Annotated in this window: 18 protein-coding genes; 9 read left to right on the forward strand and 9 right to left on the reverse strand. The window is 65.2% G+C overall.

All coding sequences use genetic code 11. The features are described from left to right. The first annotated feature begins 122 nt into the window (after positions 1-122). The 6 genes from xerD to recJ all read left to right on the forward strand — a co-directional run bounded on the left by xerD (position 123) and on the right by recJ (position 7,345). Positions 123-1,019 (forward strand): site-specific tyrosine recombinase XerD, encoded by an 897-nt coding sequence (xerD, locus tag C9F12_RS07640; RefSeq protein ID WP_240184197.1) that lies wholly within the window; start codon positions 123-125, stop codon positions 1,017-1,019. Between the two features lie 3 nt (positions 1,020-1,022). Continuing rightward, the gene (locus C9F12_RS07645) at positions 1,023-1,760 is read left to right on the forward strand and encodes a DsbC family protein (RefSeq protein WP_045991329.1); all 738 of its coding nucleotides are present in this window, start codon (positions 1,023-1,025) and stop codon (positions 1,758-1,760) included. Positions 1,761-1,864: 104 nt separating this feature from the next. Then, a complete protein-coding gene (locus tag C9F12_RS07650) occupies positions 1,865-3,181 on the forward strand; it encodes a homoserine dehydrogenase (protein ID WP_045991328.1) in 1,317 nt (438 codons plus the stop codon). A gap of 91 nt (positions 3,182-3,272) precedes the next feature. Next, positions 3,273-4,664: a threonine synthase gene (gene thrC, locus C9F12_RS07655; RefSeq protein ID WP_045991327.1), complete on the forward strand. Its 1,392-nt coding sequence runs from the start codon at positions 3,273-3,275 to the stop codon at positions 4,662-4,664. A 120-nt stretch (positions 4,665-4,784) separates the two neighbouring features. After that, positions 4,785-5,402: a glutathione S-transferase gene (locus C9F12_RS07660; RefSeq protein WP_045991326.1), complete on the forward strand. Its 618-nt coding sequence runs from the start codon at positions 4,785-4,787 to the stop codon at positions 5,400-5,402. 131 nt (positions 5,403-5,533) lie between these two features. Continuing rightward, positions 5,534-7,345: a single-stranded-DNA-specific exonuclease RecJ gene (recJ, locus tag C9F12_RS07665; RefSeq protein ID WP_045991325.1), complete on the forward strand. Its 1,812-nt coding sequence runs from the start codon at positions 5,534-5,536 to the stop codon at positions 7,343-7,345. 86 nt (positions 7,346-7,431) lie between these two features. Here recJ and C9F12_RS07670 read toward each other — a convergent pair whose 3' ends face one another. The 6 genes from C9F12_RS07670 to C9F12_RS07695 form a co-directional block, all read right to left on the reverse strand. Next, positions 7,432-8,916, reverse strand: a complete 1,485-nt coding sequence (locus C9F12_RS07670; protein ID WP_045991324.1) for a multicopper oxidase domain-containing protein — start codon at positions 8,914-8,916, stop codon at positions 7,432-7,434. Between the two features lie 190 nt (positions 8,917-9,106). Next, complete coding sequence (locus C9F12_RS07675) at positions 9,107-9,547, reverse strand: DUF411 domain-containing protein (protein WP_045991323.1); 441 nt, start codon at positions 9,545-9,547, stop codon at positions 9,107-9,109. After that, positions 9,544-9,693, reverse strand: a complete 150-nt coding sequence (locus C9F12_RS22740) for a hypothetical protein (RefSeq protein WP_185696471.1) — start codon at positions 9,691-9,693, stop codon at positions 9,544-9,546. Before C9F12_RS22740 ends, C9F12_RS07675 begins: the two co-directional genes overlap by 4 nt. 489 nt (positions 9,694-10,182) lie before the next feature. Then, complete coding sequence (locus C9F12_RS07685) at positions 10,183-10,638, reverse strand: VOC family protein (protein WP_045991321.1); 456 nt, start codon at positions 10,636-10,638, stop codon at positions 10,183-10,185. A 95-nt stretch (positions 10,639-10,733) separates the two neighbouring features. Beyond that, entirely contained in the window at positions 10,734-13,508 is a 2,775-nt protein-coding gene (locus C9F12_RS07690; protein WP_240184198.1) for a heavy metal translocating P-type ATPase, read from the reverse strand. Further along, positions 13,505-13,954 carry a MerR family transcriptional regulator gene (locus C9F12_RS07695; RefSeq protein WP_108448495.1) on the reverse strand — a complete coding sequence of 150 codons (450 nt, stop codon included), beginning with the start codon at positions 13,952-13,954 and terminating at the stop codon, positions 13,505-13,507. The genes C9F12_RS07690 and C9F12_RS07695 overlap by 4 nt, the downstream gene beginning before the upstream one ends. A gap of 394 nt (positions 13,955-14,348) precedes the next feature. Between C9F12_RS07695 and C9F12_RS07700 the strand changes: the two genes are divergently transcribed. From C9F12_RS07700 to C9F12_RS07710, 3 genes are all read left to right on the forward strand, one after another. Beyond that, complete coding sequence (locus C9F12_RS07700) at positions 14,349-15,677, forward strand: outer membrane protein transport protein (protein WP_308812410.1); 1,329 nt, start codon at positions 14,349-14,351, stop codon at positions 15,675-15,677. 364 nt (positions 15,678-16,041) lie between these two features. Further along, a complete protein-coding gene (locus C9F12_RS07705) occupies positions 16,042-17,976 on the forward strand; it encodes a TonB-dependent receptor (RefSeq protein ID WP_045991318.1) in 1,935 nt (644 codons plus the stop codon). A gap of 47 nt (positions 17,977-18,023) precedes the next feature. Continuing rightward, entirely contained in the window at positions 18,024-19,070 is a 1,047-nt protein-coding gene (locus tag C9F12_RS07710) for an MBL fold metallo-hydrolase (RefSeq protein WP_108131208.1), read from the forward strand. A gap of 104 nt (positions 19,071-19,174) precedes the next feature. Here C9F12_RS07710 and C9F12_RS07715 read toward each other — a convergent pair whose 3' ends face one another. The 3 genes from C9F12_RS07715 to oppB are packed head-to-tail and all read right to left on the reverse strand — an operon-like array spanning position 19,175 to position 22,650. Further along, on the reverse strand, positions 19,175-20,809 hold the full coding sequence (locus tag C9F12_RS07715) for an ABC transporter ATP-binding protein (RefSeq protein WP_108448496.1): 1,635 nt from the start codon (positions 20,807-20,809) through the stop codon (positions 19,175-19,177). A gap of 20 nt (positions 20,810-20,829) precedes the next feature. Then, a complete protein-coding gene (locus C9F12_RS07720; protein ID WP_045991316.1) occupies positions 20,830-21,714 on the reverse strand; it encodes an ABC transporter permease subunit in 885 nt (294 codons plus the stop codon). Between the two features lie 9 nt (positions 21,715-21,723). Further along, positions 21,724-22,650, reverse strand: a complete 927-nt coding sequence (gene oppB / locus C9F12_RS07725; RefSeq protein ID WP_045991315.1) for an oligopeptide ABC transporter permease OppB — start codon at positions 22,648-22,650, stop codon at positions 21,724-21,726. Positions 22,651-22,710: the final 60 nt, after the last annotated feature.

The following is a 22,710-nucleotide window of genomic DNA, read 5'->3' on the forward strand; positions in this document are numbered from 1 at the left end:
CCCGCCTCCCTCGCCCGACACCCCGTCACCACCTTCGTGGGGCGGGGTGTCGGTGCATTGGGGGCCTTCTCGTGCTTCACCAGTGCCCTCGATGGCCAGCCCCACAGCCCAGGAGGTGTTGCTTGAGCGCCGGCGATCGTCAGACAATCGACCGCTTCCTCGACCAGCTATGGCTCGAGCAGGGCGTCAGCGACCATACCCTGAGCGCCTATCGCCACGATCTGGAGGCCTGGGCCAAGTGGCTTGCTGATCAGTCGTGCGTGTTGCTCACGCCGGGTGAGCGGACCTTGCCGGACTGGCTGGACTCGCGTCGCGAGCAGGGCTACAAGCTCACCAGCAATGCCCGGCTGCTGTCGAGTCTCAGGCGCTTCTACCGCTGGGCCCTGGCCGAAGGGATGATCGAAGCGGATCCGCTGGCCCGGGTGCGCCTGCCGCGGGTGCGGCCATCGTTGCCGGACACCCTGGACGAGGACGAGGTCGAGCGCCTGCTGAATGCGCCGGACCTGTCCACCGCCCTGGGACTGCGCGATCGCGCCATGCTCGAGGTGCTGTACGGCGCAGGGCTTCGCGTCAGCGAACTGGTCGGTCTGACCACCGATGCGGTCAATCTGCGCCAGGGCGTGGTGCGGGTGCGCGGCAAGGGGCAGAAGGACCGTCTGGTGCCGCTGGGCGAGGAAGCCGGCCACTGGCTCGAGCGCTACCTGCGCCAGGGGCGTAGCGAGCTGATGAGCGATATCCAGCGTCCGGCGCTGTTCCCCGGACGGGGCGACGGCGCCATGACCCGCCAGACCTTCTGGCACCGAATCAAGCACTACGCCAGTGTGGCACGCATCGATCGTCCGCTGTCGCCACACACCCTGAGGCACGCCTTTGCCACCCATCTGTTGAATCATGGGGCCAATCTGCGTGTCGTACAGATGCTGCTGGGGCACTCGGACCTGTCGACGACCCAGATCTACACCCATGTGGCGCAGGCGCGACTGGAAGCCCTGCACGCCGACCATCATCCTCGAGGCTGACCCATGAAACGCCCTCTGTTCGTGCTTTCCCTGCCCGCTCTGCTCACCGCTGCCCTGTGGACCAGCGGTGCGCTGGCGGCCCCTCCCGCCGCGCTCAATGAGCTTGAGGTGAACGGCCAGAAGATGCCGGTGAGTCAGGTGCTGGATACCCCCATGGACGGCATCTACGAGGTGCGTCTGGAGACCGGGGAGTCCTTTTACACCAACGAGAGCGGCAGCCACTTCCTGGTGGGGGATCTGTACCAGAACGCCGAGGACGGCCTGGTCAACCTGTCCGAGCAGAGCCGCAACGCCAGCCGCGCCAGCCGCGTGGCGGCCATCGACGAGTCCGAGCAGATCGTCTATCGCGGGGTCGATGAGCCCAAGGCCACCATCCACGTCTTCACCGATACCACCTGTCCTTATTGCCGCAAGTTGCACGAGGAAGTGCCGCGCCTCAACGAGCTGGGCATCCAGGTCAACTACCTGGCCTTCCCGCGTGGCGGCATGCAGAGCGAAGGCGCCCGCCAGCTCGAACAGGTGTGGTGCGCCGACAATACCAGCGAGGCGATGACCGCCGCCAAGAGTGGAGAGGTTCCGAGCGGCGCCACAAGCTGCGACAATCCGGTGGAGCGGCAGTATCATCTGGGGCTGGAGCTGGGCGTGCAGGGCACGCCGGCGATCATCCTGCCCGACGGCACCATGGTCCCGGGCTATGTGCCCGCCGAACGGCTGGCCGAACGCCTCGGTATCGACGGCTAAGCCCGTCCGACAACACAATCGAGAAGGCCCGAGCCAGACTCGGGCCTCGCCAAATCGCTGACACAGCCGTTGCTTGCGGCGACGGTCGAGAAGGGAGAATGACATTGAAACCGGTGAGAGTGGGAATCTGTGGGCTGGGTACCGTCGGTGGCGGCACCTTCAATGTACTGACGCGCAACGCCGACGAGATCGCTCGGCGTGCCGGTCGCCCGCTGGTGATCGAGCAGGTCGCCCATCGCAGCATCAATCCCGCCTGTGACCTTACCGGTATTCGTACCACCAAGGACGTCTTCGAGGTGGCGACCAACCCCGATATCGACGTGGTGGTGGAGCTGATCGGCGGCTACGACGTGGCCCGCGAGCTGGTGATGATGGCCATCGAGAATGGCAAGCACGTGGTCACCGCCAACAAGGCGCTGATCGCGGTGCACGGCAACGAGATCTTCAAGGCGGCCCATGAAAAGGGCGTGATCGTGGCCTTCGAGGCCGCCGTGGCCGGCGGTATCCCGGTAATCAAGTCGCTGCGCGAGGGCCTGGGTGCCAACCGCATCAGCTGGGTGGCGGGTATCATCAACGGTACCGGCAACTACATCCTGACCCATATGCGCGACGAGGGCCGGGCGTTCGAGGACGTGCTCGCCGAGGCCCAGGCGCTGGGCTACGCCGAGGCCGATCCGACCTTCGACGTGGAAGGCATCGACGCCGCCCACAAGCTGACCATCCTGGCGTCCATCGCCTACGGTGTGCCGCTGCAGTTCGAGAAGGCCTACACCGAGGGTATCTCTCGGGTCACCGCCGAGGACGTCGAGCAGGCCGACAACCTGGGCTACATCATCAAGCACCTGGGCATCTCCAAGCGCACCGGTGACGGCCTCGAACTGCGCGTCCATCCGACGCTGATTCCCAAGGAGCGGCTCCTGGCCAGCGTCCACGGGGTCAAGAACGCCATCGCCGTGATGGGTGACGCCGTCGGTCCGACCCTCTACTACGGTGCCGGCGCCGGTGACGAGCCCACCGCCTCGGCGGTGGTCGCCGACCTGCTCGACGTGGCCCGCGACATCTCCACCGAGCACCGCTATCGCACGCCTTATCTGGCCTTCTGCGGCGTCACCGATGACTGTGACGAGCTGCCGATCATGCCCATGGAAGACATCACCACGGCCTACTACCTGCGCCTGCTGGCGGTGGACCGCCCCGGCGTGCTGGCGCGGGTGGCGACCATCCTCTCCGAGGAGGGTATCTCCATCGAGGCGCTGATCCAGAAGGAGGCCACCGAGGGCGAACTGGTGCCGATCATCCTGCTGACCCACCGTACCCTCGAGAAGCACATGAACGAGGCCATTCGCCGCATCGAGTCTCTGGCCGACATCGCCGGCTCGGTGACCCGCATTCGCGTCGAGAGCCTCGACGAGCAGGACTGATGATGCCTGCGGGAGCGGGCCCAGGCTCGCTTTCGCGGGCGCTTCGCTGGAATCTCAGGCCGCGCCCCGGGCGGCGGCAAGGAATCACAAGATGCGCTATATCAGCACCCGCGGGCAGGCGCCCGCGCTGTCCTTCGAAGAAGTCGTCCTTACCGGCATGGCCGCCGACGGTGGCCTCTACGTTCCCGAGGACTTCCCTCACCTGAGCGCCGACGACCTGGCCGACATGGCCGGGCTGTCCTACGCCGAGATCGCCTTTCGGGTGATGAAGCCCTTCGTCGGCGGCGAGATCGACGACGACACCTTCCGTGGCCTGGTCAAGGACGCCTACGCGACCTTCAGCCACGACGCCGTGGTGCCGCTCAATCAGCTCGACGCCAACCACTTCCTGCTCGAGCTGTTCCACGGTCCGACCCTGGCGTTCAAGGACGTGGCCCTGCAGCTGCTCGGACGTATCCTCGATCACTTCCTCAAGAAGCGTGGCGAGCGTGCGGTGATCATGGGCGCCACGTCCGGCGACACCGGCTCGGCGGCGATCGAGGGCTGTCGTCACTGTGACAACCTCGACATCTTTATCCTGCACCCCCACAACCGGGTGTCCGAGGTACAGCGCCGGCAGATGACCACGGTGCTGGCCGACAACGTCTTCAACGTCGCCATCGAAGGCAACTTCGACGACGCCCAGGCCATGGTAAAGGCCAGCTTCGCCGACCAGAGCTTCCTCGATGGGGCTCGGCTGGTGGCGGTGAACTCGATCAACTGGGCGCGGATCATGGCCCAGGTGGTCTACTACGTAGCCTCCGCTGTGGCGGTGGGCGCGCCCCAGCGTCAGGTCAGCTTCTGCGTGCCCTCGGCCAACTTCGGCAACGTCTTCGCCGGCTACGTGGCCTACCGCATGGGGCTGCCGGTGAAGCAGTTCATCGTCGCCACCAACGCCAACGACATCCTCCATCGCACCCTGGCCGACAACGACTTCTCCAAGCAGGAGCTGCTGGCCACCCTGGCGCCGTCCATGGACATCGTGGTGTCGTCCAACTTCGAGCGACTGCTGTTCGAGGCCTACGACCGCGACGGCGGCGCCGTGGACGAGCTGCTCGGGCGCTTCCAGAACGAGCCGACGGTGCTGGCCGAAGCCCCGCTGGGCCGGCTGCGCGAGGTCTTCTCGAGCCACAGCGTGGATGACGACACCATCCTCGAGGTGATCCGCGAGGCCCACCACCGCACCCAGGAGATCCTCGATCCCCACACCGCTACCGGCTATCGTGCCGCCGAGCGCGAGCGCAGGGACGCCTCTACGCCGATGATCACCCTGGCCACCGCCCACCCGGCCAAGTTTGCCGAGGCGGTGGTCAAGGCCGGCTTCCCGGGTGTGCCGTTGCCGCCACATATGGACGATCTGCTCGAGCGCGAGGAACGCTACGAGGTGCTGCCGGCTAGACTCGAAGCGGTACAAGCCTTCGTCGCCGAACATCGTCGTCGCTGAGGCCTTCGGGATGGGGCCGAGCGCCTTGCGGCGTTCGGCTCGGTTTAGTGCCAATCGGTTCTTATCCATCGGTTTTTGCCAAGGGTGCCCGCTGCCGGGCATCCCGACAGGGAGACTTCCATGAAGCTGTGGGGACGCAACAACTCGGTCAACGTCAAGAAGCCCGTCTGGTGTGCCATCGAGCTGGGGATCGACCTCGAACGGGTCGATCTGGGAGGGCCCTTCGGTGGGCTCGATACGCCGGAATTCCTGGCCAAGAATCCCAACGGCCTGATTCCCTGTCTCGAGGACGGAGACCTGGTGCTGTGGGAATCCCACACCATCGTCCGCTATCTGGCCGATGTGCACGGTGACGGTCGGCTCGCGACCGACTCTGCCGGCGCCAGGGCGCGCTGCAGCATGTGGATGGACTGGGCGCTTGGCAGTCTGGCGGGCCCCTATCGGGATCTGATCATGAACCTGGTGCGCGGCACCCCCGAGACCCGCGACGATGCGGCCATCGAGCGTGGCCTGGCCGGGTTCGAGAAGAGCCTGCGTATCGCCGACGGTGCGCTGGCTCGCCAGCCCTGGCTGTCCGGCGAGGAATTCGGCATCGGTGATATTCCGCTGGGGGCCTACGTCTACCTGTGGTTCGCCCTGGATATCGAGCGCCCGAGCCTGCCGAACCTCGAGGCCTGGTACGAGAAGCTGACCCAGCGCAGCGCCTATCGCGAACACGTGATGCTGCCGATCAGTTAAGTCGATCCAGCTGCGTTGGACGCGCCGGTATCGCGTCGGCGCAGGTGGCGGTCAGCACGCCATCTGCGCCGACCTTCTCGGTTCCCGTCACCCTCCTGCGCCACCCTCGCTTCAACCTTCCAGAGAATCCGATGTCCCACTCTTCTCCGGCAAATGCCGGCTCGAGCGAGCATGCCGAGCCGCGTCCGCGTATCGAACCGCGTCCTCGCAACGAAAGGCTATATCGGCAGGGACTCGAGGCCGGGCTGTCGGAGCTTCAGGCCCGGCTGCTGGCCGGACGCCTGCCCGACTACCAGGGCGAACTCGGCCCGCTGGTCGATCCGAGTCTGCGTCATCTGGTCCATCCCGAGCGTCTGGCCGATGCGCCGAGAGCGGCCGAGCGCATCGCCCAGGCGGTGGCCGAGGGCGAGCACATCGGCATCCTCACCGATTACGACGTGGACGGCATCACCTCCCACGTGGTGATCCGGCGAACCCTGAACGAACTGTTCGGGGTGCCGGAGTCACGTCTGCACAGTCTGATCGGTCACCGTATTCATGACGGCTATGGCATCAGCCTGCCGTTGGTGGAGCGCACCCTGAAGCTGACGCCGCGGCCCAGCCTGGTGATTACCGCCGACTGCGGCAGCAGCGACGAGGCGCGTATCGCCAGGCTCAAGGCGGCGGGAATCGACGTGGTGGTCAGCGATCACCACGCTTTGCCCCTGGAAGGGCCGCCGCCCTCGGCCTATGCCACGGTCAATCCGACCCGAGCCGACTGCGACTACCCGGACGCCACCATCGCCGGCTGCATGGTGGCCTGGCTGTTGATGTCGCTGACCCGCCAGGTATTGATCGAACAGGCGGTACTGTCGCCGTCCACGCCCAAGCTCTCGCCCTGGCTGTCCTACGTGGCGCTGGGCACCGTGGCCGACTGTGTGTCACTGGGTGGCAGCGCCATCAACCGGGCGGTGGTGCGCCACGGTCTGGCGCTGATCAATCGCATGGGCGAGCCCTGCTGGCGGGTAATGGCGGAGCGCCTGGGCGCCGACAGCGTGCCCTTCGACGCCGAGACCCTGGGCTTCCAGATGGGGCCGAGAATCAACGCCCGTTCGCGTCTCGACGATCCCTACGCGGCGCTTCACTTCATGCTCGCCGGGGATGACGGGGTGGCGCGGCGTCACCTGGAGACCCTGGACGCCGACAACCAGTCGCGCAAGGCCATCGAAGCCGACATGGTCGCCGAGGCCAGGCTGCTGGCCCGCCGGGCGCTGGACGCCGACGAGCCGGTGGTCATCGTCTATCTGGAGAACGGCCATCCGGGGGTTCAGGGCATCGTCGCCTCGCGCCTGGTGCAGGCCTACGGACGGCCGACCCTGGTGCTGACCCCCGCCGCAGAGGCCGGCATGCTGACCGGCTCCGGACGCTCGGTGGAGGCGCTGCACCTGCGCGATGCTCTGCAGCGCGCCCACGACCTGGCCCCCGAGGCGCTTACGCGTTTCGGCGGCCACCGGGGCGCCGCCGGCGTCGGCGTGGTACAGGAACGTCTCGACGACTTCCGCCAGGCGCTGATCACCGCGGTCAGCGAACAGCTCGGCGATCTGGAACTGGTGCCCAGGCTCTACACCGACGGTGAACTCGGCGAGCATCAGCTAAGCCTCGAGACCCTGGCCGAGATCGAGGGCCTTGGCCCCTTCGGCCGCGAGTTCGAGGCGCCGCTGTTCGAGGGGCGCTTTCTGGTGGAGCGGCTCAAGCCGGTGGGTGACGGCAGTCACCTGACCCTGGAGCTGTCCTGTCGCGGACTGACCCTGAAGGCCATCTGGTTTCGCTGCCTGACCCCGGGCCAGTTGCCGGACTTCGACGTGGGCGCCACCCTCCACTGCGCCTACAAGCTCAATCGCAACCGCTTCCGCGGACGCGAGTCGCTGCAGCTGATGGTGGAGCACGCAGAGCCCGTTGAATAAGCCGGGCGACTGAAGCGGTCGAACGAGGGTCGGTGATCCCGGCAAGCCTCGGTCTTCGTTGCCCGGAGGTCCCGGCGCTGCTGGCTTCAGGTTACCGTGAATTGTCCCATCATGCCGTTATCTTCGTGTTCGAGGATATGGCAGTGATACATGAAGGGCGCACCCAGCGAAGGCTGGTTGAAATGGACCAGCAGTTCGACGGGCTCGCGCACCAGCACAGTGTCTTTCATGCCCTTGTCACGGGTCTGCGGCGCAGAACCGTTGCGGCTGATGACCTGGAAATGCACGCCGTGTACATGGAAGGGGTGGGCCATCATTGCGCCGGTCACCTCCCATATTTCGCTATCACCCAGGTTGACCCGCTCATCGACTCTGTCCATGGAGAAGGCACGGTCATTGATGCCGAAGCTGGCCCTGCTCATCCGTGTTTCGTCCCTCCTCATGTTTCCCATGCCCATGCCCATGCCCATCTCCATGCCCATGGTCAACTCGAAGCGACGTCTGCGCAGTGCCGTTGAGGGAATCCGGGGTTCAGGGGCGTGAAGCCGCTGTGGTACCTGAAGGGAACTGCTGCCGGAGCCTTGGGGAATGAACTCGATGACGGTCGTTTCGCTAGCCCCTGACATGGGCGTCATCATGCGCATCATCGACAGACTACTGTCTGGTCCGGTAGTCAGGGTCGCAGGGCGACCATTGGAGAAATCGACGAGAATTTCGGCTCGCTCTCCTGGAACGAGGCGTAGCGAGCGCAGCGCAACAGGCTTCTCGAGCAGACCTCCCTCCGAGGCAATCCAGTGAAAGATTCTGGCGTCGGAGAACGCCAGATCGAAAAACCTGGCGTTGGCACCATTGACCATCCTCAGACGCACCAGCCGGGGAGGAACCTTTGCTACTGGGTTGACAGTGCCGTTGACCAAGAGAGTGTCGCCACGTCGTCCATGCATCGTCGTCATCATGCCCTGTGGTAATACCAGGGTTCCCTGCTCGAACTGCTTATCCTGAAGTATCAGGGGAATGTCATCGACACCGTAATCCGAGGGCAGGCCCAGCGATTTTTCATGGTCGTCACTGACGATCAACATTCCTGCCAGGCCTGCGTAGACCTGTCTGGCGGTGCGCCCATGAGCGTGTGAGTGGTACCAGAGAGTGCATGCCCGCTGACGTATCGGTAGTACCGGTCGCCAGGTGGCTCCGGCGGGGATCGTCTGGTGAGGGCCGCCGTCCAGGTTGCCGGAGACCAGCAGCCCATGCCAGTGCACGGTGGTGTCTTCACCCAGGGTGTTGGTGATGGTGACCTCGGAATCGTCGCCCTGGTGGACCCGAAGCGTGGGACCTAGGTAGCTCCCGTTGTAGCCCAAGGTGATGCTTTCTCGGCCAGGGAAGAAATGGCGCGAGCCCTCCTGAACTTCCAGCGCAATCGACTGGTGACGGCTGCGGGCATCGATCAGTTCCGGGATGTAAAGCTCGTTGAGTTGCGGCAGTGAGTACAAGCGACCTGTGGCGTTGGCTGCCAGCACGGCACCACCCGATAGCAAGGAGCCCATCAGGAACGAGCGGCGTGTCATGAACATGCTTTTCTCCTTCACGGTAACCATCTTGTTGCGCTCACATCGACAGACTGTGGCCGAACAAGCGAGTCTTTTGACTCGTCAGGTGAGAGCAGATAGGTCAAGGCGACAAGACCGGGTTGCTTGGCCCTGGATCGCTGTGGCGCTGGTGGTGATGCCCCGGCAGCTGCCGGGGCCTTGCCCGTGAGGGCGTTCAGAGCGTCATGAATGGCCTGGCCTCACCATCGCGGAACTCGTAGACGTTCCACTCCTGCTGGCGAGGGCCTGGCATGCCTGGGGTGCCGGCAGGCATGCCGGCCAGACCGATGCCGGCTGTATCGGGGTGCTGTTCGAAGAGTCGATCCAGCGCCGCGAAGGGCACGTGCCCCTCGACCGCGTAGCCCCCCATTTCGATGGTATGACAGGCGCCGAGGCCAAACGGAATGCCGAGGCGTTGCTTGATGCTACCGATGTCTCGAGTCTCGACGATGGTCACGTCGACACCACGTTGTTCCAGCAGGCGCGCGTACTCGTCACAGCAGCCGCACTGTGGATTCTTGTACAAGGTGGCAGTGTCGGGCAGATCCGCCATCGCGGGCGCCGCAGCCAGCAGGCTGGTGGCGAGGAAAAGCAGGGAGGCGTGACGGTGGCTCATGACTGTTTCTCCCGAGAGCGGTGAGTGGTGAGAAGGTACTTGCCGAGGGCGGAGATGCCGAGACCCAGCAGGATCAGCCAGGCGATCGGCATTAGCCAACCGATCCAGCCCATCGAACCCATAAAGGCGAAACATGTCGTGCTCATTGGTGTAACTCCTGACAGAAGAAGCGTGGCACCGGGGTAGGTGCCTTGTGATGTGCGGTGGTGACATGACGCTTTTTGCTGTCAGGAACGAGGAGGGCGCCTCGGCGGCGCAATGATGTGACTGGTGCCAGCCGGGACGACGATGTCGATCAAGCCGGCTGGCGGTGTGTCGTGGATGGTCGGCAACGGCGAGACGGCGGCACAGACGCTGCACTCCGGGTGTGTGTGGTCTGGTGTGTCGCTGTGGAGTGCGATACAGGGGCCTGCGCAGTCCTCCATGGCCACGGCAGTCGGTCCAGCAAGGATCGTCAGCACTACCAGCATGACCATGAGCACCATCGGTGCCATGGCCAGGCGTTTGATGCAGTTGCAAAGCAGTGTTCGAGCCGTGGGGTTCATCAACTTGCCCTTGTGGAGTTGATTGACCTCGCAAGCAGGCTTCCTATGGTCAGCCGCCGCGTATTTTCCACCGGAGTGGTTCCGGGTACGTCAATAATTTGGCCAGATGCCCGGGGTGGCGAGTTCCAGCAGATGCCCGTCGGGGTCGCGGAAGTACAGGCTCTCGCCGCCCTTGGGCCAGTGGGTACGACCCTCGATCTCGACCCCGTGGGCGTCGAGGCGCGTCTCCCAGGCACCAAGCTCCTCGCGGTCGATGGCCAGCGCCATATGCACCCAGCCGCGGCCGTCGTGGGGCGGGATGGTGCCCATGTCATCCGGCAGCACCACCGTCTCCAGGGTCTCGCCCTCGAGAAACAGCAGTAGCACCGAAGGGCCGACCTGGTAGGCGGTGAAGCGATGGTCGGCGTTGAAGGGCTCAAGCCCCATCACCTCCTCGAAGAAGGCGCGCGCCCGCGCCATGTCGGCCACGTACAGGGCGGTTTCCAGCACCGACCTGAGGCGGGGGCAGGGGGGCGAATCCAGGTCACTCACGGAAGGCTTGCTCATGGGGCGCTCCTAGGCGTGGCGGTCTCTTCAGGATAGCCAGAACCACCACACAATCAGGCCGATCAATCCCAGTCCCGTCAGGGTCACCACGATGCTCATGACAGCACCTCCTGCGATGGCGGGGTGGCGGGGCGTGGCGCTCGCGCGTTCTGGGGGCGCAGGCGCTTGAGTCGCAGCCGGTTGGCGTTGGCCACCACGGTGATCGACGAGGCCGACATGGCGGCGCCAGCGATCATCGGTGACAGCAGGGTGCCGGTGAGCGGGTAGAAAAGGCCGGCCGCGATGGGGATGCACAGGGCGTTGTAGCCCAGTGCGCCCCACAGATTCTGGCGGATATTGGCCAGGGTCGCCTGGCTGATCTCGATGGCGGCGGCGACGCCGTGAAGCGATGAGCGCATCAGCGTCACCCCGGCGCTTTCGATGGCCACGTCGGTGCCCTGGCCGATGGCGAAGCCGACGTCGGCCCGGGCCAGGGCGGGGGCGTCGTTGATGCCGTCGCCCACCATGCCGACGACTTCGCCCTCGGCCTGAAGGCGCTCGATCTCGGCGTGCTTGTCCTCCGGCGACAGCTCGGCGTGGACCTCATCGATGCCGACCTCTTCCCCGATCGCACGGGCGGTGGCGCTGTTGTCACCGGTCAGCATCACCACCTTGAGGCCATCGGCCCGCAGTCGCGCCACCGCGTCGAGGCTGTCCTCGCGCAACGGATCCTCGATGGCGAAGCCCGCCGTCAGGACGCCGTCCAGCGACAGATAGACCAGGGTGCGGGCCTGGGCCTGCCAGTCGTCGAGCTCATGGTCAGCGAGTGTGACGCCTTCCTCCTGCATCATCGCCGCATTGCCGATGGCCAGGCGTCGTCCCTCGGCGTCCCGGGCACGCACGCCGCGTCCGGTCAGGCTTTCGAAGGCCTCGATGGTGCTGTTGGCGAAAGAAGAGGCACTAGCGGTGCTGCCGCCAGATTCGTCGCTGGGGTTGGTGTCGGCGGCGGCATGGTCATGGCCATGGTCGTGTGCATAGCGGCCCAGGGCCTCGGCCAGGGGGTGTTCGGAACGGGCCTCGATGGCCGCGACCAGACCCAGCAGCCGGGTGCGGTCGTCGCTGGCTTCGCCAGCGAACCAGCGGCAGTCGGTGACCCTGGGGCGACCTTCGGTCAGGGTGCCGGTCTTGTCCACCACCAGGGTGGTCAGTCGACTGGCGGTCTGGAGCGCTTCGCCGGAGCGTATCAGCACGCCGTGCTCGGCGGCCTTGCCCACACCGATCATGGTCGACAACGGGGTGGCCAGGCCCAGTGCGCAGGGGCAGGCGATGATCAGTACCGTGGTGGCGGTGACCAGCATATGGATGACCCGCGGCTCGGGGCCGAAGTGGTACCAGGCCAGGGCGGTGAGCACGGCGATGATCATCACGCTGGGCACGAACACCGCCGAGACGCGATCGGCCAGGTTGCCGATGGGTGGCTTGGAGCCCTGGGCGTTGGCCACCTGTTCGGTGATGCGCCCCAGTCGAGTATCGGCACCGACGCGGGTCGCGCGGAACACCAACGACCCCCGGCCGTTGACCGTGCCGGCGCTGACCTCGTCGCCCGGGCCTCGGGCCAACGGCGCGGGCTCACCCGAGAGCATCGATTCGTCGATATGGCTGTCGCCTTCGACCACCTCACCATCCACGGGCAGGCGCTCGCCGGGCCGCACCCGGATCAGATCGCCCTGGCGAACCTCGTCGATGGGCAGGTCCAGCTCGCCCTCTTCACGCACCACTCGGGCGCTCTGGCTCTGCAGGTCGAGCAGGCGATGCAGGGCGTCCGAGGTCCTGCCCTGGGCACGCAGTTCCAGCGCCTTGCCCAGCAACACCAGGCCGATGATCATGCTCGAGGCCTCGAAGTAGAGCCCTCGGGCGGCCTGTGGCAACCAAGGGGCAGCCACCACCACCGCCATGGAGTAGAGCCAGGCGGTGCCGGTGCCCAGTGCGATCAGGGTATCCATGTTGGCCTGGTGGTGACGCAGCGCTTTCCAGGCGCCGACGAAGAAGGCGCGTCCCGGGAACGCCAGCACGGCCAGCGTCGCCAGGCCCACCAGCCCCCAGCCAAGGCGGGCAAGACCCGTCGGCTCAGGGTGATGGATCAGCATCATCACCATCAGCGGAACCGCCAGCGCCAGCGAGGCCAGGCTGCCCTTGAGCTTGCGCCGGTATTCGCGCTGGTTGCGTTCGGCACGCTGGCGTTCGGCCTGGCGCAGGTCGACGATGGGTTCGGCGCCGTAGCCCACGGATTCCACCGCTTGAACCAGCGCCTCGGCGTCAACGTCGCCGTGGATCCGCGCGGTATGGGAGGCGAAGTTGACCTCGGCGCGCTCGACCCCTGAGGTGGCGGCCAGCGCCTTCTGCACACTGGCCACGCAGCCGGCGCAGGTCATGCCCTGGATCGCCAGACGCTGGGAAGGCGCTGAGGGCTCTTCGTGAAGTGACGCTGAGGGCTCTTTATCGAGCGCGGCTGAGGGCTCTTCTTGCAGTGACGCTGAGGGCTCTTCCTGAAGCGACGGCGCCTCGGCGGGTGCTTGTGGCGTGGTCGTGCTGTCGCTGGCTATCTGCTCGTCGGTGCCGCTTGCCTCGGCGGGCGCTAGCGGTGTGGGCGCGCTGTCGGCGGTTATCTGCTCGTCGCTGCCGCTTGCCTCGGCGGGGTAGCCGGCTTGCGACAGCAGGGCGGCTAATTCGTCGGCGCCGAGGCATGAGGCAACCGACAGCGTGCCGCTCCCGGGGTCGCCTTCGATCTGGGCTTCGGCGTCGTGCTCCTGGATGGCCCGGCGCATGCGCCCGACGCAGCCCTGGCAGGACATTCCGGTTACCTGAAACTGGTGCTCCTCGAGGCGATTCATGACGACTCCCGCTGTCTGGCCGTGGCGGTTTCCGGTACGGACGCCGTCGGCACGCTTTCGATCAGGCGGCACAGGCTGTGTCCGTCCGGGACGCCGTCGGGCAGGTGTTGCCAGCTCTGCATGGCGTCTTCCATGCGCGCTGCCAGGGCCTCGAGCTCGGCGATGCGCCTGCGGATCTTCGGCAGCCGTTCGGCCAGCAGGTCGCGCACCATGGGGCAGGGTGAATCCCCCTGATCGGCGTGGGACAGGATGTCGCGAATCTCGGCCAGGCTGAATCCCAGGGTTCGGGCGCGCTGGATAAAGTCCAGACGCTCGCGATCGCGGTCGCCATAGAGGTGATAGCCGTTGTCAGGGTCTCGATCGGGCGCCAGCAGGCCCTCGCGGGTGTAGTGGCGCACCGTCTCGGCGGTCACGCCGGTGATTCTTGCCAGTTCACTGACCTTCATGTGCACTCCTGGGCGCCCATCGGCGCTGCGCATGGGAGAACGATGGGGATAGTGTAAAACCTGTGTGTTGCACAAAGGTCAAGGGCGCCTGAAGTATGCAGGAAGCGTTTTGTTTAGCTTGTCTAAGTCTTTGAAATGAGTGAATTGGCAAATGTTCTTTGACCAAAGTATGAGTAATTTGGCCATTAAAACGAACGTTTGGCCTTGAACTCTTTGGCGCCTTCGCAAACACTGCGAGCAGGCCCGTCGACAGGGCCAAGCAATTCAGGTCAAACAGATTACAAAGAGTGCTCGAAAGGAACTGCGCCCGGACAAGTGTGCGGACGCAACTGCACAATAACCACTGCGCCATAACAAGTACGCCGACACGCTTGCTGATAATAAGGACGCCGACATGATGCACAACAACTTCAAGCCTTTGACCCTGGCGGTTGCCGTGGCCACCGCTGCTCTTTCCGGCCAGGCGATGGCCGGCGCCTTTCAGCTCAACGAGCAGGGCGTAAGTGGCCAGGGCACCTCCAACGCGGGCCGTGCCTCCACCGTGACCGACGCCACCATCGTGTTCGGCAACCCGGCCGGCATGTCGTTTCTCGATCGTGCCCAGGTCACCGCCGGTACCGCCTTCCTGACCGTGGACACCGACATCAAGAATGCCGACGGCAGCGCCACGGGCTCCAACGAAGGCGATATGGTGCCGGACACCTTTATTCCCTTCGGCTTCTACGTCCAGCCGATCAACGACAACCTGCACTTTGGCCTCGGTGTCTACGCGCCCTTCGGTCTGATCACCGACTACGAAGGCCAGTTCCAGGGCCGTTTCTTCGGCGATCGCAGCAAGGTCGAGGTGGTCACCGTTCAGCCGACCATCTCGGTGAAGTTCAGCGAGCAGTTCTCGGCCGGCTTTGGCCTGACCTACAACCAGATCGATGGTGAGCTGACTGCCAATACTCAGGGAGGCCCGGTGGGCTTCTTTGACCAAACCGGTGCCTTCACTCCTACCGGAGTCGCAGGCGAAGGGGATGTGGACATCGAGGGTGACGATAACGCCTGGGGCTTTACCTTCGGCGCCATGTACAAGCCCTGGGAGCACACCACCTTCGGTTTCGCCTACCACTCTGAGGTGGAGTATGACCTCGAAGGCAAGGCGCGCTTTACCAATGTACGTGGACAGGGTGACCCGACGGTCGTTGCTGGTATCGGCCCCGTAGTCCCTGTAGGCACTGCGAGCCAGCAAGTCGACGCCGATCTGTCGATCACCCTGCCCGAGGTGTGGGACTTCTCGGTAACCCACGAGCTCAATGATCGCTGGACGGTGATGGCCGGCGCCGCCATGACCAACTGGAGCGAGTTCGATGAGCTGCGTGTCGAGAACGATGTTCGCGAGATCGTCGAGGCCCAGAACTATGAGGACAGCTGGCAGTACTCCATCGGTACCGCCTATCAGCTCAACCCCCAGTGGGTGCTGCGTACTGGCCTCGCCTACGACGAGACCCCGATCAAGGACGAGTACCGCAGCGTGCGTGTGCCGTCTGATGATCGCATCATCTTCTCGCTGGGTGCCGGCTGGACCCCGACCCCGGATCTGACCGTGGACGTGGCCTACTCCTATATCCACGAATCCGACGCCGAGCTGTCCCAGGAAGAGGAAAATCGCGGCACCTACGAGGCGGACTTCGAAAACACCGCCCAGGCCTTCGGTGCCCAGCTGACCTATCGCTTCTGACCTATCGCTTCTGACCGGCCACCACCTCGGTCCAGGCGACCGATATTGGCTTCCGCTAGAACATAGTCAGACCCTGCGCAGCGCCCCCTCCCAGGAGGGGGCGCTGTCGTTCGTGGAAGCCAGCCATGCCAAGAGAAGATATCAGCGTTGCAAGTGGAGGCCTTTCTGGAAGGGCAGGGGGTAACAACAGCGATGCTTCACCGTCAGGGTGATAGCACGCGAATCGGCGAAGTCCACTATTGTCGAACATCCCGTTGCATCGGTTTGCCGGTTTTCTGATCGCTAAACGCTGTCTGGACGTATCCCGGTTGGTTAACATTGCGAATCAATCGTATTTGGTCAATACAACAACCTGGTGCTCCGGATGTCCCTTCGCTTGATGATTCGCTGGTCTGTTCTGCCCCTGGGGGCGGCTTCCCTGTCTGTTCAGGCGCAACAGGATCTCGCCCTGGACAATATCGTCGTTACCGCTGCGGGCTATGAGCAGACGCAGACCGAGGCACCGGCTTCGATCAGCGTGGTGACCCGGGAATCGCTTGAAAAACGTGCCTACCGGGACATCACCGATGCGCTACAGGATGTGCCCGGCGTCGTGGTGACCGGCGGTGGCGATGGCGAAGACGTCAGCCTGCGTGGCATGCCGGCGCAGTACACCCTGTGGCTGGTAGACGGTCGCCGGCAGACTTCGCGGGAATCCCAGCCGAGCGGCGGGGGCGGCTTCCAGAAGGACTGGCTGCCACCGTTGAGCGCCATCGAGCGTATCGAGGTCATCCGCGGCCCCATGTCGACCCTGTACGGGTCCGATGCCATCGGTGGAGTCATCAACATCATCACCCGCAAGGTCGCGGAGGATTGGGTCACCCAACTGCGTACCGATGCGACGATTCAGGAAGACAGTGACTCCGGCAACGAATTCAACAATCAGCTGTATGTGTCCGGTCCGCTGGCCGACGACGTCCTCGGGTTGCAGCTGACCGGTCAGTACCAGCATCGCCAGGAGGACAAGATCGAGCGCGGCTATGCCAAGCGCGAGTTTTCCAACCTGGCCGCGCGGCTGTCGCTGGAGGCCACGCCCGATCACTCACTTTCGCTTGATGTCAGCCGACGGGAGCAGGATCGCACCAGTCGTGCCGGATTCTCGCTGCCCGAGCGTTCGAGCGACGCCGAGACCGAAAATCGACACAAGACCGTTGCGCTGTCCCACCAGGGCAACTGGGGGCTGCTGACCTCGGATTCCTACGTGCAGCTGGAGGAAACCGACAACGTCGGTCGCGATATCGAGATTCGCAATACGGTGGCGGATTCACGCTGGGTACTGCCGCTGGGCGACCACTTCGTGACCTTCGGGGGCACCTGGGAGGACGAGAAACTCGAGGACACCACCACCAACGCCCTGGCAGGCACCGACGAGATCACCGTCTACCAGTACGCGCTTTTTCTCGAAGACGAATGGTATCTGACCGATAGCTTCTCGTTGACCGCCGGGCTGCGCATGGACGATCACGAGTTCTTCGGTGAGCACTACAGCCCGCGACTCTACGGTGTCTGGAGCCTGCTGCCCGACTGGACCCTGAAGGGCGGTATGTCCACCGGGTTCCGCGCGCCCAACCTGCGCGAGCTGTCCGGCGACTGGGTCCAGGAGAGCCGGGGCGGCGATATCTACGGCAACCCTGATCTGGACGCGGAAGAGTCCCGTAGCTACGAGATGGGGCTGGTGCATGATGGCGCCAACGGCCTTCAGGCCAGCCTGACGATGTTCTACAACGACTTCGATGACAAGATCTCCACCATCGCCTGTGGCGATCGCGACTGCGGTGATGCGGCGGCCGGCGACCCGGACGCCCGTACCAACGTCAATATCGATGACGCCATCACCAAGGGCATCGAGGCTGGTGTCCAGATGCCGATCGGCGAACGCTGGCAGGCCCAGGCCTCCTACACCTACACCGATTCCGAACAGAAGAGCGGTGACAACGAGGGTCAGCCGCTGACCCAGGTGCCTCGCCACCTGTTCAATACCACCGTCAACTGGCAGGCCACCGAGGCCCTCGCTCCCTGGCTGCGCTTTACCTTCCGCGGCGAGGAAAGCCAGCCGGTGAATCTCTCAAGCAACAGCAGCACCTCCATCCGGGCCCCGTCCTACGCTACCTGGGACGCGGGGCTCAGCTGGCAGGCGACACGACAGATCCGTGTGCTTTCCGGCATCTACAATCTGACCGACAAGGACATCGAGTTCGATAACTTCGGTCATGTGGACGATGGACGGCGCTACTGGGTCGGGCTCGACCTGGAGTTCTAAAGCGCGCAGCGACCCACCTAAACGAACAGCAGCGAACAGGAAGGACCATGAAAGCGATGATCGCAGGGGCCGTGGTAAGCCTCACCCTGAGTCAGACCGCCCTGGCGGTGGATGAACCTCCCCAGCAGCTGCCCGAGCAGCTGGCCGAGCAGCTGGCTGAGCGGGGCCTGGCGGCCGGACAGGCCTTCCCCGGGCTGTCCAGCCTGTGTGACCTGTCGGCCAGGCTCAAGGTGGCGGGCCAGCGTCCGAAAGGCGAGGCGGCAGAGCGGGAGCGTCGTGAGTCCAGTCGCGATGACCGGCGCCAGCGCGGCCCGGCCGAGCCGATGCCGACCCAGGTATTCGACAATCTCTACTACGTCGGCACGCCCGGCGTCGCCAGCTGGGCGCTGACCACCAACGAGGGGATCATTCTGATCGATGCCCTCAACAACAACGAGGAAGCGCAGAAGTTTATCGAGCAGGGGCTGGTGGATCTGGGCCTGGATCCCGAGGACATCACCTATCTGGTGGTGACCCACGCCCACGGTGATCACTACGGTGGTCAGCAGTACCTGGTCGACAACTACGGAGCCCAGGTGGTCATGAGCGATGCGGACTGGACCGCCCTCGAACAGCCGGAGCTGGCCATCGACAATCCCCGCTGGGGCGAGCCTCCAGTGCGCGATATCACCATCGCCGACGGCGACACCCTGACTCTTGGCGATACCGCCCTCGAGGCCTACGTGACCCCCGGCCATACCCTCGGCACGCTGTCGCTGGTGATTCCGCTGAAGGATGGCGACAGTACCCATCGGGCGGTGCTGTGGGGCGGTACCGGTTTCAACTTCGGGCCGGACGAGGCCCGCTTGCGGGAGTACTCGGCCTCCGCCTCACGAATGAAGACGATCTCTGAACAGCAGGGCGTGGACGTCTTCCTGTCCAACCATCCCACCCGCGACAACACCCTGGCGCGGATCGAGGCGTTGGAGCAGCGGCAAGCCGGCGATCCCCATCCCTTCGTCAGCGACCAGGCGCTGGGTGCCCTGGACCTCTTGATGAGCTGTTCGCTGGCCCAGGCCGAGCGTGTCTACGCAGGCGAACATCCGACAGAGTAGAGACGTTCATACGAGCCAAAGCAGCGGCCGCTGCCTTCGCACACCAGGCGCTGCTCAAGCAGCGCCTGTTACGTTACGTAGGTAGAGCCCGTAGATCGCTTGGCCTAGGCCACCTGATCGAGCATGGCGGCGGCCAGCAGCTTGCGGGTGTATTCGGTCTTCGGCGCGGCGAACAGCGCTTCGGCGCTGCCCTGTTCCACTACCTCTCCGTCCTTCATCACCAGCACGGTGTCGGCCAGTGCCCGCACCACCGCCAGGTCGTGGCTGATGAACAGGTAGGTCAGGCCGTGTTTCTGTTGCAGGTCACGCAGCAGGTCGATGACGGTGACCTGCACCGAGCGGTCCAACGCTGAGGTGGGTTCGTCGAGCAGCAGGAACTCCGGCTTGAGCACCAGCGCCCGGGCGATGGCGATCCGCTGGCGCTGGCCGCCGGAGAACTCGTGGGGGTAGCGATTGCGCATCGAAGGATCCAGCGACACCTCCTTGAGCGCCGCCATCACCTGGGCCTCGCGCTCGGCGCGGGACAGGTGCGGGGCGTGGACCTTGAGCCCTTCGCCGATGATGTCGCCAACGGTCAGCCGCGGCGACAGCGAGCCGTAGGGGTCCTGGAACACCACCTGCAGCTTCGAGCGGATCGGCCGCATGGCGGTCTTGTCCAGCACGTCGAGGCGAGTGTCGTGGAAGCGGATCTCGCCCTGGCTCTTGAGCAGCCTCAGCAGGGCGCGGCCCAGGGTCGACTTGCCGGAGCCCGATTCGCCGACGATGCCCACCGTCTGGCCGCGACGGATGCTGACGTCGATGCCACGCACCGCCTCGAAGTACTCGCTGGGACCGAACAGGCGCTTCTTGAGGGCGAAGCGTACGCGCATGTCCTTGGCCTCGAGCACCATGGGCTCGCTGTCGGCCACCGGCGCCTTGCGCCCGCGTGGCTCGGCGTCGATCAGCATGCGGGTGTACTCGTGGCGCGGGTTGGCGAAGACCTCCCGGGTCTCACCCTGCTCGACCAGCTCGCCGTGGCGCATCACGCAGACCCGGTCGGCGAAGTGCTTGACGATGGTCAGGTCGTGAGTAATGAACAGGATCGCCATGCCGTAGCGGCGTTGCAGGTCCTTGAGCAGCTCGAGGATCTGGGCCTGGACGGTGACGTCCAGCGCGGTGGTGGGCTCGTCGGCGATCAGCATCTCCGGCTCGCCGGCCAGGGCCATCGCGATCATCACCCGCTGGCGCTGGCCGCCGGACAGCTCGTGGGGGTAGCTCGACACTCGTCTTGCCGGTTCGGGGATGCCGACCTGCTCGAGCAGGTCGATGGCTTTGGAGGTGGCGGCGCGTCCCTTGAGGCTCTGGTGGCGGTCGAGCACCTCCTTGATCTGGTCGCCGATGCGGTGCAGCGGATTGAGCGAGGTCATCGGCTCCTGGAAGATCATGGCGATGTTGCCACCGCGAATCCGGCGCATGCGCTTGGCGGTGGCGCCCAGCAGTTCCTCACCCTTGAAGCGGATGACGCCCTCGGCCCGGGCGAGCTCCGGCAGCAGGCGCATGGCGGCGGTGGAGGTCACCGACTTGCCGGAGCCGGATTCACCCACCAGCGCCAGGGTCTCGCCGGGATTGACGGCGAAGCTGACGTCCTTGACCGCCTGGACGGTGCCGTGGGGCAGCTCGAAGCTGACGCTGAGCCCCTCGATCTCGAGCAGCGCCTCGCGGGCGGGACGACGGGGGTTCTTGGGTTGTGTGTCGGTCATGGTCGCGTCTCCGTCGTCGATCAGCGGGTCTTGGGGTCCAGGGCGTCTCTGAGGCCGTCGCCGAGGAAGTTCAGGCAGAACAGCGTCAGCGCCAGGAACACCGAGGGCACCAGCAGCATCCAGGGCGAGGTCTGCATCATGTCGGCACCTTCGGAGATCAGCACGCCCCAGCTGGTCAGCGGCTCCTGCACGCCGAGGCCGAGGAACGACAGGAAGCTCTCGAGCAGGATGACCTTGGGCACCGTCAGGGTGACGTAGACGATCACCGGGCCGATGGCGTTGGGGATCAGGTGGCGGGTGACGATCTTGCCGTCCTTGACGCCGAGGGCGTGGGCCGCCTCGACGAACTCTCGCTGCTTGAGCGCCAGGGTCTGGCCGCGCACGATACGCGCCATGTCGAGCCACTCCACCGCGCCGATGGCGGCGTAGATCAGGAAGATGTTGCGGCCGAACACCACCATCAGCAGGATCACCAGGAACATGAACGGCAGCGAGTACATGATGTCGACGAAGCGCATCATCAGGTTGTCGACGCGCCCGCCGACATAGCCGGACACGGCGCCGTAGAGCACCCCGATGATCAGGCTGACGAAGGTCGCCACCAGCGCCACCGACAGCGACACCTGGCCGCCGTAGAGGGTGCGGGTCAGCAGGTCGCGGCCGTTGGCGTCGGTGCCGAGCCAGTGACCGCCTTCCAGGGTCGGGCCCACGTCGAAGGCGTTCCAGTCGACGTCGGCCAGCCCCCAGGGGGTCAGCCAGGGGCCGATAAAGCAGGCCAGGGTCATCAGCCCGAGCAGCCACAGGCTGGCCATGGCCGCGCGGTTCTGGCTCAGCCGGCGCCAGGCGTCGCGGCCGAGGCTGTCGCCGACGGGGGCGGCGGTCGGGGCGAGGGAATCGGTACTCATGGCGTCGCCTCAGTCGTCATAGCGAATTTGGGGATCAAGGGCCGAGTAGATCAGGTCCACGATCAGGTTCATCAACACGATCAGGGCGCCGTAGAACACCACCGTGCCCATCACCAGGGTGTAGTCGCGGTTGAGCGCGCCCTGGACGAAGTAGCGGCCGATGCCGGGGATGCCGAAGATCTGCTCGATCACCACGGAGCCGGTGATGATGCCGGCGATGGCCGGGCCCAGGTAGGAGGTCACCGGCAGCAGGGCGGGGCGCAGGGCGTGGCGCCAGACCACCTCGGCCTCGGTCAGTCCCTTGGCTCGGGCGGTGCGAATATAGTGGCTGCCCATCACCTCGATCATGCTGGCGCGCATCATCCGCGCGATGTAGGCGATCTGCTGGATCGATAGCGCGATCACCGGCAGGATCAGGTTGGGCAGGGCGCCGTCGTTCCAGCCCCCCGCCGGCAGCCAGCCGAGCAGCACCCCGAACACCAGCGCCAGCACCGGCGCCACCACGAAGTTGGGCACCGCGATGCCGGCCAGCGCCGTGCCCATCACCGTGTAGTCCACGGCGGTATTGCGCTTGAGTGCGGCGATGATGCCCAGCGGCAGGCCGATCGCCAGCGCCAGCAGGATCGCCAGGCCGCCGATCTGCAGGCTTACCGGGAAGCCCTGCATGATCAGCTCGGTGACGGTGAAGTCCTTGTACTTGAACGAAGGCCCGAAGTCGCCCTGGACCAGGTTGCCCAGGTAGCGGAAGTACTGCTGCCACAGCGGTTCGTCCAGGTGATAGGCGGCCATCAGGTTGGCCTCGATCTCCGGCGGCAGGGCGCGCTCGCCGTCGAAGGGCCCGCCGGGGGCGATGCGCATCAGAAAGAAGGCGATGGTGATGACGATCAGCATCGTCGGTATGGCCTGGGCCAGGCGTTTCAAGGTGTAGCTCAGCATGGCGCCGTTCCTCGGTTGACATGAAGGGCGGGCCGTCCCTGGCCGCGCCCACGATTGGGT

It is taken from the genome of Halomonas sp. BN3-1 (assembly GCF_003056325.1).
GTDB classification, from domain to species: Bacteria; Pseudomonadota; Gammaproteobacteria; order Pseudomonadales; family Halomonadaceae; genus Halomonas; species Halomonas litopenaei.

Coding starts and splice junctions, on each gene's coding strand:
- C9F12_RS07645 (WP_045991329.1), top strand. CDS start 1,023: ATGAAACGCCCTCTGTTCGTGCTTTCCCTGCCCGCTCTGCTCACCGCT.
- thrC (WP_045991327.1), top strand. CDS start 3,273: ATGCGCTATATCAGCACCCGCGGGCAGGCGCCCGCGCTGTCCTTCGAA.
- C9F12_RS07660 (WP_045991326.1), top strand. CDS start 4,785: ATGAAGCTGTGGGGACGCAACAACTCGGTCAACGTCAAGAAGCCCGTC.
- recJ (WP_045991325.1), top strand. CDS start 5,534: ATGTCCCACTCTTCTCCGGCAAATGCCGGCTCGAGCGAGCATGCCGAG.
- C9F12_RS07670 (WP_045991324.1), bottom strand. CDS start 8,916: ATGTTCATGACACGCCGCTCGTTCCTGATGGGCTCCTTGCTATCGGGT.
- C9F12_RS07675 (WP_045991323.1), bottom strand. CDS start 9,547: ATGAGCCACCGTCACGCCTCCCTGCTTTTCCTCGCCACCAGCCTGCTG.
- C9F12_RS22740 (WP_185696471.1), bottom strand. CDS start 9,693: ATGAGCACGACATGTTTCGCCTTTATGGGTTCGATGGGCTGGATCGGT.
- C9F12_RS07685 (WP_045991321.1), bottom strand. CDS start 10,638: ATGAGCAAGCCTTCCGTGAGTGACCTGGATTCGCCCCCCTGCCCCCGC.
- C9F12_RS07690 (WP_240184198.1), bottom strand. CDS start 13,508: ATGAATCGCCTCGAGGAGCACCAGTTTCAGGTAACCGGAATGTCCTGC.
- C9F12_RS07695 (WP_108448495.1), bottom strand. CDS start 13,954: ATGAAGGTCAGTGAACTGGCAAGAATCACCGGCGTGACCGCCGAGACG.
- C9F12_RS07700 (WP_308812410.1), top strand. CDS start 14,349: ATGATGCACAACAACTTCAAGCCTTTGACCCTGGCGGTTGCCGTGGCC.
- C9F12_RS07705 (WP_045991318.1), top strand. CDS start 16,042: ATGTCCCTTCGCTTGATGATTCGCTGGTCTGTTCTGCCCCTGGGGGCG.
- C9F12_RS07710 (WP_108131208.1), top strand. CDS start 18,024: ATGAAAGCGATGATCGCAGGGGCCGTGGTAAGCCTCACCCTGAGTCAG.
- C9F12_RS07715 (WP_108448496.1), bottom strand. CDS start 20,809: ATGACCGACACACAACCCAAGAACCCCCGTCGTCCCGCCCGCGAGGCG.
- C9F12_RS07720 (WP_045991316.1), bottom strand. CDS start 21,714: ATGAGTACCGATTCCCTCGCCCCGACCGCCGCCCCCGTCGGCGACAGC.
- oppB (WP_045991315.1), bottom strand. CDS start 22,650: ATGCTGAGCTACACCTTGAAACGCCTGGCCCAGGCCATACCGACGATG.